General features: G+C 39.0%; 7 protein-coding genes. All 7 read right to left on the reverse strand.

Features of this window, described 5'->3' with window-relative positions; translation table 11 throughout:
* Positions 1 to 22: 22 nt before the first annotated feature.
* Positions 23 to 2,794, reverse strand: coding sequence for an SLBB domain-containing protein (locus KO525_RS07460; RefSeq protein WP_215963169.1), 2,772 nt, complete (start codon positions 2,792 to 2,794; stop codon positions 23 to 25).
* 145 nt (positions 2,795 to 2,939) lie between these two features.
* Complete coding sequence (galE, locus tag KO525_RS07465; RefSeq protein WP_215963170.1) at positions 2,940 to 3,962, reverse strand: UDP-glucose 4-epimerase GalE; 1,023 nt, start codon at positions 3,960 to 3,962, stop codon at positions 2,940 to 2,942.
* Between the two features lie 180 nt (positions 3,963 to 4,142).
* The gene (locus tag KO525_RS07470) at positions 4,143 to 5,309 is read right to left on the reverse strand and encodes a nucleotide sugar dehydrogenase (protein ID WP_215963171.1); all 1,167 of its coding nucleotides are present in this window, start codon (positions 5,307 to 5,309) and stop codon (positions 4,143 to 4,145) included.
* Positions 5,310 to 5,427: 118 nt separating this feature from the next.
* A complete protein-coding gene (locus tag KO525_RS07475; RefSeq protein ID WP_303523015.1) occupies positions 5,428 to 6,435 on the reverse strand; it encodes an NAD-dependent epimerase in 1,008 nt (335 codons plus the stop codon).
* 594 nt (positions 6,436 to 7,029) lie between these two features.
* Positions 7,030 to 9,636 (reverse strand): SLBB domain-containing protein, encoded by a 2,607-nt coding sequence (locus tag KO525_RS07480; RefSeq protein WP_215963173.1) that lies wholly within the window; start codon positions 9,634 to 9,636, stop codon positions 7,030 to 7,032.
* Between the two features lie 426 nt (positions 9,637 to 10,062).
* The gene (locus KO525_RS07485) at positions 10,063 to 11,559 is read right to left on the reverse strand and encodes a peptide MFS transporter (RefSeq protein WP_215963174.1); all 1,497 of its coding nucleotides are present in this window, start codon (positions 11,557 to 11,559) and stop codon (positions 10,063 to 10,065) included.
* A gap of 233 nt (positions 11,560 to 11,792) precedes the next feature.
* Positions 11,793 to 12,011 (reverse strand): hypothetical protein, encoded by a 219-nt coding sequence (locus KO525_RS07490; protein ID WP_215963175.1) that lies wholly within the window; start codon positions 12,009 to 12,011, stop codon positions 11,793 to 11,795.
* Positions 12,012 to 12,677 lie beyond the last annotated feature (666 nt).

Here is a 12,677-nt window from a genome sequence, read left to right on the forward strand (position 1 = left end):
AGCGAGATTGCGCTACTTATTTTTATAGCGTACTAATTAATGCTAGTGTAGTCGCACTTTGTGCCAAAATTGTTGTCACAGCCTGCCATAAAGTTAATGTTGGTATCGGAGATACATCAGCTGGAACCATTATTGAGTCTCCAGGCTGTATTTCAAAGCTCGTGAACCATCCATTTATAGCTACAACACGACCATTTGCTTTGATTAAATAAGTATCACTATCTTCAGCGATTTGGTTTACGCCGCCAGCACCGTCAATATAATCATCAATACTATCACCTTTAATCCAAGGTAAAGTCGTAGGCTGGTAGACTTGGCCTAATACACTAACCTCAAACGATTTACGTGGAACAATTAATTGGTCGCCATCACGTAATTCTAAAGAACCATCATTTACCGTTATCTGTTCGGTGGTAACAACCATACGGCCAACAGCTTGCGCTCCTTCTAAGCTGTTTAGAAGTTGTTCAAATGAATCGGCACTGCCCGTTGAATACTCGCCGGCATTGTAACGACTCATAACCATTTGTTGTTTTAATTTTTGCTGTGCGTCTTCTAATATTTTTTGTTCTTTTAGTCTTAGGTACTCTCGAGTAAATACGCTTGCTTCGAGCTCTGCGTAATCTGTAAACCCACCGGCTCGCTCTACAAGTTCTGCAAGAGTCTCGCCTTTGCGAATGGTATATTTACCAGGGAACTTAAACTCCCCCATGAGTTCGACCGTTTCAGCTTCTACCCAATCAGGGATGCCTTTAATAAACAAAGAGTCTTTCGCTTGTAACGCAAAGGATTCTAATGCATCACCTTTTAATGGTATTGTTTGTAAGTCAAATTCCGAGGTGTCGATGCCATTTGTATTAAAGCGAGCAACATTAAAATCAATCAAATAGCTAGATTCTGTATACCCGCCAGCAGCAGAAACCAAATCTGCCGCTGTCATATGTTTTGATAAAGGATACGTGCCAGGAAAACGAACTTGCCCCTGCACTGATACTAAATCTTGCGATACTGTTTTCGAGGTTTGCGTTTTAATTTCTTCTATTAGATCCGCGAGTAATGCAGCTCGCGGTTCATTTAAACTAAACACATAAAGTTTATCTTTAGGTGTCAGTAAGATAGTTAAATCAGATTGTTCCTTTAAATTAACCACTTCAAATTCGATTTTATTCTCGATAAAGTTTTGTCTCTTTAACAGGGCATAATTGAAATCCGTAAATTCTTTAAAATCATATGACGCTTTGATTAAGTCATTTACCGTCATGTTTGCACTTAGCGGGTATTCGCCCTGATATTCAACATTTCCGGCTATTTCAACATACTTTGCAGGTTCGTCACTGCGAGCTTGTTTTTTTAATCGATTAACCACAACATCTAAGTTTCGTTTACCATCCGCAGCAAAAATATAAATTTTATCTCGGCTTTCTAACCTAGGGTTTTTATCTGAATTAGGCGAGTTAAATGCATCCCTTACCGAAAACTGAATTGTAGAAATTGTTCTTATGGTCGGATCTTCCCTAACAATTAGAGCATAATCCAAATCTGGGTTAGTTTTTAAGTCGGTAATGTCTTCAATAACATCTAAAACCCGTTGACCTTTTTTCCAACTAAATACGCCGGGACGGTATAAGTGACCTTGAAGCGTTACAACGTTGTCGAGTTCGTTTAAAACACTGCCAATACGAAGTACATCGCCATTTCTTATTTTGATTGATTCTGCCTTTTGCGCTTCTAGATTTACATCAACTACCGTACGTCCACCGTTTTGATCTAAACGTTCTAATTTTGAAGCAGCTAAATAGGCGGTAGCTAGTTCATTTCCAGCTAGTGCTAAAACATCAAAAACACTTTCATCGCCAATAACTTCATATAGAGCTGGGCGTTTAACTTCACCTGTCACTCCAACAATTGGTCCTGTAGGAGGAACAAATACGACGTCGCCAGGCAATAAAGTAAGATCTTTAGAGGTATCACCTTTAAGCAATAAATCATATAAATCTATAGTTTCTATTAATTTTCCAGCACGCTTTAATTGCACGTTTCTTAGGGAACCGACTTGGCTAATACCACCGGATGTATAAAGTGCGTGGGTAATCGTAGATAAAGCACTTAACGAATAGGCCCCTGGTTTAAATACTTCGCCTAAGACAAACACGCGAATACTTCGCATCTGTCCCATATTAACAATACCTTCAACCCCTATGACTTTAGTTTTAAGTTCGTGTTGGAAAAGTGTTTTAAATTCACTGAACGTCAAGCCAGCGACATTAATTGGCCCCAATTCAGGTAGGAAAAACACACCACTGCGGTCAATGGTTATACTGGTAGACTGGTGTTCCTTCCCAAACAGTTGGACATTAATTTCGTCACCCGCACCAAGAATATACTCACCAGGCACGGGCATATTGGCCATAGCTTCAAACCCGCTAGCTTGACCACTAAAAATATCGTATCCAAATAGCTTTAAAGCTTGCTCTTTGTTAGCTTTGTCAATTTGGTTCGTGCTTTCAATAGCTTTTATTTGTTGTGTTTGTTGCAATTCACCTTTAGAAAAGGCATTTTCAACTCGGGCCGGTTGAGATACCTGTCTCTCTTGCTGATAATTATTTGCTGTATTAGTGGAAGGAATGACGTCATTGATATCGACGCCATACTGTTTTGCAAGAGCAACTTGCTGCTCCCTAGGGAGTTGTTTTAACTGTTCAATTTGCGCCGCGGAAGGGGTAATTGCTAAAGCGCCCGTACTTATAAAAAATACAAATAATGCGCCTAAAGCCACAAACCTAGAATACTTCATTTTGTAACATCCCTAAACAATTAAAATCTACCCGGCAAAAAGAGCGCGTAATATATCAAATTAATTTTGAAATAGCACAGTTATAGCCTGCCATATTTATTTTTTTGAATTAAGTGATTAAAAACCAGTCACTTTAAAACCAAAATTAATTTTTATAGCCATTTGGATTTTCACTTTGCCAACGCCAAGTGTCTATTACCATTTGCTCTAATGTTTTTTCGGTTTGCCAACCTAATTCCTGTAAAGCTTTATCAGGATTGGCCCAACATTCAGCTATATCACCCGCGCGTCTAGGTGCCACTTGATAAGGAACTGCTTGGCCTGCTATTTTCTCAAATGATTTAACCATATCTAGCACAGAGTAGCCTTGGCCCGTGCCTAAATTATGAATTTGCACTCCCGTTTTATCGTTAATATAACTAAGGGCTTTTAAGTGACCTTTAGCTAAGTCAACAACGTGGATATAATCTCTAACGCCGGTTCCGTCGGGCGTATTGTAGTCATCACCAAACACGCTTAAATATTCACGTTTACCTACCGCTACTTGAGATATAAATGGCATTAGATTATTTGGAATCCCATTAGGGTCTTCGCCGATCAATCCAGACTCATGGGCACCAATTGGATTAAAATAACGTAGCAATGATACTGACCAGTTTTCATCCGACTTTGCTAAGTCCTGCAAAATAACTTCCATCATTAATTTGCTCTGACCATAAGGGTTAGTGGCAGATGTTGGGAAGTCTTCTGTAATTGGAACAGAGGCGGGGTCACCGTAAACAGTTGCTGATGAGCTAAAAACAAAGTTATAAATTGAAGCTTTTTGCAACTCTTCTAATAAAGTTAACGTACCGTGAACGTTATTTTGATAATACGTCAACGGTATCTGCGTTGATTCCCCAACCGCTTTAAGCGCAGCAAAATGTATTGTTGATTCAATATCTGGATGTTCACTGAAAATGCGACGCAGTAGCGCCCTGTCAGTTATGTCACCCTGATAAAAGGCCACTTCCTTACCCGTGATTTTTTTCACTCGGTTAAGACTTTCTTCCGATGAATTGCAAAAATTGTCGATTACGACCACTTCGTAATTATTGTTTAGAAGTTCCACAACAGTGTGGCTGCCGATATACCCGGCCCCACCGGTAACAAATACTTTTTGTGTCATAATTTATTCTTTATCTAAATTGTTAAACGTTAATTTAAGCAAGGTAATATCTTAGGCTGTTTACTTCAACCTTCTAACAACACCTTAAGATCTTTATCTAACGATGAAAAAGGAGTTTCAGTGGCCCCTGACTTTTCACCTTACGGGTTAACTACTGGCTAACTACTGGTTAACTACTGGTTAATCACTGCCAAAAAGATCGCGGGTATATACTTTATCAGCGACATCTTTAATTTCATCAACCATACGATTTGCAACGATAACATCCGCTTCTTGTTTAAATTTAACTAAGTCATTAACCACACGGGAGCGGAAAAACTCAGACTCTTCTAGCACAGGTTCGTATACGATAACTTCGATGCCCTTGGCTTTTATACGTTTCATAATGCCTTGAATGGCAGAGGCTCTGAAATTATCAGAACCTGACTTCATTATTAGTCTATGCATGCCAACCACTTTAGGGTTTTTAGCGATAATGGAATCGGCAATATGATCTTTTCGTGTGGTATTTGCGTCAACAATGGCACGAACCAAGTTTTGTGGTACATCACTAAAATTAGCCAGCAGCTGCTTGGTATCTTTAGGTAGACAATAACCGCCGTAACCAAAAGAAGGATTATTATAATGGTTGCCAATACGAGGATCTAAACTTACGCCTTGAATAATTTGTTTCGTATCGAGGCCATGACGCTCTGCATAAGTGTCAAGCTCATTAAAATAGGCAACTCGCATCGCTAAATACGTATTTGAAAATAATTTTATGGCTTCTGCTTCTGTAGAATCAGTAAACAACACATCGATATCTTGTTTTATTGCGCCTTGTTTTAATAAGCCCGCAAATACTTCAGCTCGTTTAGATTGTTCACCAACAATTATACGAGATGGATGCAAATTATCGTACAGTGCTTTGCCTTCACGTAAAAATTCAGGTGAAAACATCAAATTATCGATACCTAATTCTTGTTTTAAATTTGCTGTAAAACCTACAGGTACCGTTGACTTAATTATCATTACTGCATTTGGGTTTATTGCAAGGACATCCTTGATGACAGCTTCAACAGAACGAGTATTAAAGTAATTAGTTTCTACGTCATAATCCGTCGGGGTTGCAATAACAACAAATTCGGCATTTTCGTACGCTAACTGTTTATCTGTTGTCGCCTTAAAATTAAGTGACTTGTTGGTTAAAAAATCGGTTATTTCAGTGTCTACAATAGGTGCAACACCACGATTGAGCATTTCAACTTTTTCTTCAATAATATCAACCGCGATCACTTCATTATGTTGCGCTAACAACATTGCATTTGAAAGACCTACATATCCTGTTCCGGCAATGGCAATTTTCATCTAGAGTATTCCGTTAGTAATTTATTTTATTCGATTTACAATCGTATCTATAATTCGTTTTTATTGTTTTTCTTTTTTAGTGTTTACGAATTTCTGACTCGTTACTGGTAATATTAAGCTAAACTTTATAAAAAGCTCGGTACCAATCTACAAACTGTTGAACACCATGTTTTATATCTACTTTAGGTTGATAATTTACAGCCTTAAATAAGTCATCGGTATCGGCCCAGGTTTTATAAACATCACCTGGTTGCATCGGCATCATATTTCTGTTGGCTTTAATTCCAATCGACTTTTCTAACGCATCTACAAAATCCAATAATGCCACTGGTTGACCATTGCCAATATTAAATATTTGATACGGTGCCGAACTATTTTTAGGACTACCAAGCTCTGCATTCCATTTACTATTTGCCTCAGGAACACAATCTGCGACGCGAACCACACCTTCGACAATATCGTCTATATAAGTAAAATCCCTCGCTAACTCACCGTTATTGTAAATATCAATTTGATCACCATCAAAAATCTTTTTGGTAAATTTAAACAGAGCCATATCTGGACGGCCCCACGGGCCATAAACGGTGAAAAATCTAAGTCCAGATGTTGGTATACCATACAAGTGAGAATAAGAATGACTCATCAACTCATTAGATTTTTTGGTTGCTGCATACAGGGAAATAGGATGATCGACAGCGTCGTCACAGTTAAATGGCATTTTCGTATTTAGGCCATAGACCGAACTTGAGGAAGCATAAACAAGGTGTTTTACATTATTATTACGGCACCCTTCCAAAATAGTCAGATGCCCGATTAAATTAGAATCGGCATAGGCAAAAGGATTATCTAAGGAATAACGAACACCGGCTTGGGCTGCTAGGTGGATCACGCGGTCAAACTTTTCAGTTTCAAATAAATTAGCTATCCCCGTTCTGTCAGCCAAATCGACTTTAACAAATCGAAATTTAGTAACTGGTTCGAGTTCGGTTAAGCGTGAATATTTTAAATTAACATCATAATAATCATTGATGTTGTCAATCCCAACAACATCATGGCCTTGACTTGTTAATACTTTACTAACATAAAACCCTATAAAACCCGCAGCACCGGTAACCAGATATTTCATCGACATTCCTGTTTATAGTCAAATTTCCGTAAAACTCATTCTTCTATTTTTCTAAATCCCCCGCAAGTAGCATATGGACTACCAAGTGCTGTTGCTTGGGAGTTAGAACAACATTTTGCTACTTTAACACTATTTCCATTGAACCTGCCATATTTTACTAGGCACAAAAAACCGCAAATCCTTAGTAAATAAAAATTACAACACCATATATATCAAGCAACTCAATTTTGAATGACTATTGAATATTATTACCAACTAAACTCTAAAAGGCTAAATAAGGTTTTAACTTTAACTTTTCATCATTTTGTTTTTACTAAAATTTTAAATAAAAAACATAGATTTTTGACATTGTGATATGCCGTTAGTCGCCATAATAAATTTAGCAGTGTGATTAAATCAAACTAAAAAGCTATGAGTAACATTAACATTAAAATTGAATTACCATAGAAGACACTACTAAGGCGGCGATTGAGTGGTTAATAATATACAGAATAGATTATGTTGTTCTAACGCAAAAAGTAATCAATTGAGGTTTAACTAAAAAGAGTATCGAGCTTTGCCGGCCCGATACTCTTGTTGAAGGGGTAAATTAAATTAGATACGGCCTAAAGCCGCTAGGCCTACTGTCAGTTGATAAAATATTGACGTGGCTTTTTCCCATAGGGTTAACTGGTCTGTATAGCCCGCATCGAGGGGCACGACAATTGTATCACCAGCGCGGATTTTTAATGTTCGGCCAAACCAAGAGTCGTCGGGGACATCGACGAGGCCATTTGCTCGGATGATGTAAATGCGGTCTTCGTCTGCTTGTTGACGTAATCCACCACTAGAATTGAGGTAATCTTCCAATTGCCAATTTTCGTCGTGTAAATGCGTAGTTGCGACTTGAACTTCACCGATGATATTTACTTCATCACGGTACGTAGGCACATGCAGCTGGTCACCATTTTCTAACTTTAGCGGCGATGCTTCTGCAGCGATAATCTTTTCTAAATCGATAACAAGACGTCCAACGCCTTCTACTGTTGTTAGCTTATCAACGAGTAACTGTACTTCGCTGATATTTACATTGCTATAAGAAGAAGAGATCGATTTAAACGCCAATTCTTTACTTAGATTACGAGCCATGTTTTTGGCTTGTTGTTGCTCAAGAATTTTTAGTGACTGGCGAGTAAAAAATGCCGCCTCTGGCGCGGCAAACTGCGTTAGGCCACCTGCTCTTGCTACAACTTCAGATAAGGTTTCACCTTCTTTTATGGTGTATGTACCAGGGAACATCACTTCCCCTGTTAGTGTAACTTTTAACTCTTCTTGCCAATTAGCTTGCTGGAAAAAGTTAACAACATCTCGCGGCTCTAGTTTAATCGAACGCCAATCATCGTTGACTAAATTAAACGACAAATGGTTCGTGTCTTTGCCACGTTCTGTTGTTTGTACGATTCGTGAAATTTCGCCTTTTTCAAAATTTGCAGACTCTGTTAATCCACCAGCTGCAGCGACCATTTGCTCAAGCCCCGCACCTTTTGATAACGGGTATACACCTGGGAAGCGGACTTGTCCGGTGATCTCGACCACAGGCACTAATTCTCCGCCCTGTTGGCTATCTGTTATCAATTGAATAATTGGTCTAATGAGCTGTCTGCGGCTATACCGTTTGGTTTCAATAAGGGCTTTTTGTTTTGAAAACAGATCACCATGTTGAAGTTCAAACAAATAGTTACCGTCAGTTTCAATTCTAAAGTGCGTATTTTTGGAATTCTTAAGTTTGTCGTCCAGCTTTACATCGTTGAGTTTGCCAACTTCTCTATCGACTAGGTCAAAGGTATTGTGTTCAAACTGACTAAAAAATACCACTAAGTCGTTTGCACTAAGTTTGACATCATCACCGCTAAAAACGCCACTTGGGGAAAATTGCTGAACTTGATATTGATTAAATGCGCCATGAGTTACGACAAGCGCATAAGTGAGATCGGTCGTTGGCAAAATATCGTCATGGCTATTGATTAGTTGACTCAGTTTCATGCCTTGTTGCCAAGTATACATCCCAGGTCTAGCAACTGCCCCTGCTACATTAACAACATCACTAAACTGCTGAGATACTGGCATTACCGTAACCACATCACCGTTTTTTAGTGACAAATTATTTGAATCTGACTCAGTTAAATCTAGAGCGCTAACTTGACGTTGGTAATTGTTGTCAAACGATGCCAATACCACATTTTTAGGGTAAGCATTCATTGTTAAACCACCGGCATATTGTACTAAGTCTTTTACCGAATCGTCTGATGTAACTTCGTAAATGGCTGGACGACGAACTTCCCCAGTTACTGAAACTTGGCGTTTCACACTATCGACAAAGATCACATCCCCCTGTTGTAGACGGTTGTCTTGGGATACGTCCCCTTGTGTGAAGACCTTATATAGGTCGAGGCGAGCTATGTTATTTCCGCCACGTTTTAAATAGATATTTCGAAGTGAACCAACCAGAGTCGGCCCGCCACTGATAAACAACGCATTAGTAACTGTCGAAAGGCTAGATAAGTGATAAGCCCCAGGCTTCTTTACGTCGCCAACCACATAAACTTGAATACCGCGAAGGTCAACAATTGCTACTGAAGACTTAAACCCAATAGTTTTTTCATCAACAACATTTGCAATATGAGATTTGAGTTCGAGAAAAGTTAGACCTGAAACATTCATAGGCTCAAGTTCTGGTATATAGATTTGCCCTTCATTATTAATCGTCACTGTATAGCTCACGCTATTTTTACCATAAAGCGTGACATCTAATGTATCGCCAGGCCCTAATATATAGTCCGCTGGGACGGGAATTGTGCCACCAGGGATAAATGCCGCCTGTAATTGGTCAAACATATCATAGCCAAATGGCTTTAACGTTTTGTCCTTAACACTCACCTTTTCGACAGAGTTTTGAGTTGCTAAGTTATTAACATATTGCATTTCAGGTCTTATTGCCGGTTCGGTTACCGAAGAAGAGTTTGAAACTGCGCCACTTATTTGCGAGATATCTATACCAAACTGTTTTGCTAACGCTTCTTGTTGTTGTTTTGGCAACCGCTTAAATTGTTCAATTTGCGCTTGAGAAGGTGTAGTTGAAATTTGCCCGTACGTTTCAGTTGAGGTAAAAGACGCAAAAACAATGATCAGGTATAAAGTCAAATATCCTATAAACTTACCCATTGAAAACAATTCCTAATTATAAAAAGTGTAAATATTTAAAAACACCGAATTTGACTTCAGTTAAATGCAGGGGCGCATTTTACCTAAAATAAGAGCGATGTAAATCAACTCCTTTGTGTTCAATTGTAATTCTTTGTAATCAAAACGAAACAAACCAATAACTGCTCCATTTTCGAACAAATAGCACCATTATTGGGAGTTTTAGAAACAAAAAAAGCCCAGTTTAGTTAACTGAGCTTTATATTTAAAAATCACTCTAGCCGTTTATGCGCTTTAAAATATCGGCTTATTTGTCGGTGTTCACAGTAATAAGTCTGATATTACAGCGTACTGTTTGTATATAAGCCTACGCAAAAACTAACGTTAATTAAACTAGGCGATCAATTGTTATATATGTTAATCGCCTAATAAAATTAATCATTGAGATTATTTATTATGGTCTTCTTTCATACCTTCATGAGTACCAACAACAGATAACTCTTCTTCAAGACGACCTTCTTGGTCTTGAGGGTGGCTATCTTCTGCACCATGCATCCAATCGACAAGTTTGTCGCTCATTAACCATAAGCAGATACCGGCAGCAAATGCCATTACCGCAACGCCACCAAATGTAGACATTGGACCGGCGTCGCCAACAAGCTTACCGATTTCAGCAGCAACTTTATTGCCTAAGCCTGAGAATAGGAACCAAACACCCATCAACAATGACGTGTATTTCAGTGGTGCTAATTTAGAAACCATTGAAAGACCGATTGGAGATAAACATAATTCACCCATAGTATGGAATACATAAGCCATTACTAACCAAATAACATGTGCTTTGATATTTTGGTCATCGCCAATTTGAATTGCAGCTCCGACCATAGAAACAAAACCTAAGCCTAAAAAGAACATACCTAATGCAAATTTTCTTGGTGAGTTAGGCTCCGCATCACCCATTCGTAACCACATTGCCGCAAATAATGGCGCCATGATAATAATGAATAAAGGGTTAACAGACTGTAACCAAGATGCTGGCATTTCCCAACCAAAGAAAACTAAGTCAGTTTTATACTTAGCAAATAAGTTCATTGAACCTGCAGCTTGTTCAAAGCCAGCCCAGAATACGATAGTGAACAAAGACATAATCAAGATAACTTTAACGCGATCACGTTCAACTGGTGTTAACGGTTTGTTTGACGCTTCTGTATCACCTTTGTTTTGCTTCGCAGAAGGTTCAACACCGATGTCACCTAAGTACTTTTTAGATAATGCAAGTTGAAGGATTACACCCAATAACATACCAAAACCGGCAACAAGGAAGCCATATTGGTAGTCTACTTTTTCACCGATAGTACCAACTACCATGTATCCCAAGATTGAACCTAAGTTGATACCCATATAGAAAATAGTAAATGCCGCATCACGACGTTTGTCACCTTCTTCGTATAAGTCACCAACCATTGTAGAAATATTAGGTTTGAAGAAACCATTACCGATGATCATTAAGCCAAGACCGAGCCAGAAAAACATCGTTTCCATGCCAGCGATCAAGTCATGAGGCGTACCTAGAGCAAATTGCCCGAACATCATCAGTAAACCACCAATAATGATAGATTTACGCTGACCCCAGACGTTATCAGCCATCCAGCCACCAAGTACTGGTGTTACATAAACTAACATTGCATACGTGCCTAAAATGCTCAATGCATTTGATTGCAACGCCTTGTCATAGTCTTCTTGTGCAGAAACAGAATTTGGATCGATACCAAAATAGGCCATGTCCCAGCCCATTGCGACAGCAGTTGCCATCGTAGTTAGGTAAAGAACAAAAATACCACGCATACCGTAGTAGCTCATTCGTTCCCACATTTCCGTACCAAATAACAGGAATAGACCTTTAGGATGGCCTAACATTTCACCTGTAGCGACAGATTTATTCATAACGTGCCCTTTATTTTTTTATATTATTATTTTAATAATTCGGTTACGCATTAACAAAACTACATAGCGCATGTAGCGTATTACCGAATTCAAACCTCTGCGTTTATACAATCATCATAGAAAACATGCAATAGGCATAGGATTAATCAACATATGTGCGGGTTCGGTTTTTGTAATTTTATGTGCACCATTGTAAATCATTAGTCAGCATCGGCGATATTGGGAACCTCCAATCATTTGTAGGCTGCGCCTTTCTTTGCCCTGCGGGCAGCTATTTCGACTGCGTCGACCATACTGGCGCGGGGCTTGTGCCTTGCAGGCGACTTTTCGCCTAAAGGCGAGTCACTTTTCTCAACAGCTAGAAAAGTAACCAAAAGAGCCGCTTTCGGCCAATATTCTTGTCTTACATTAAACTCAGTTTTGTCTGAAAGACGGGATGTAATTTCGTCCATGAAAACATCCCTTACTCGACGTCCTGTCTCATACTTTTGAAAACTGATTTAATTTCAGGAATATTGAATGGAGGGAAAATGTAGCTGGAACTTTAGGTGTGATAAAACGTTTTTTTAGAAAAACGTCATTCCAATTAAACAGAACAAACCATCATCCGAACCAAACAGAAAAGACCGTCATCCTAAAAGAGCCTAAGCGATATTTGGGATCTCCAACCGAGTGCAGAGGAATGTCATAGTTTGCCTTGCAGGCAGCTATTTCGACTGCGTCGACCATACTGGCGCGGGGCTTGTGCCTTGCAGGCGACTTTTCGCCTAAAGGCGAGTTACTTTTCTCAACAGCTAGAAAAGTAACCAAAAGAGCCGCTTTCGGCCAAATCCCTAATCCTTATTTAAGATTTATATTATCGTCGAAGACGGAATGTAATTTCGTCCATGGTTCGTCTGACGTACATCCATGTACTGACGAATTCCCTTCTTCCTTGAAGTGAAAACATTCCTTGCAACGGCGTCCCTGCCGTTCACTTCGAGATATAAATCTCAACTAAGGGGGATTTAGACGAAGGAATAAGTCGCCTGAACTTTTGGTCTGAAAACATTTTTTTAGAAATACCGTCTTTCAATTAAACAGAAAAAAACGTCATTCCCTAGCTAGTAAAATGAGTC

Source organism: Psychrosphaera sp. B3R10 (assembly GCF_018861025.1).
Taxonomy (GTDB): domain Bacteria; phylum Pseudomonadota; class Gammaproteobacteria; order Enterobacterales; family Alteromonadaceae; genus Psychrosphaera; species Psychrosphaera algicola.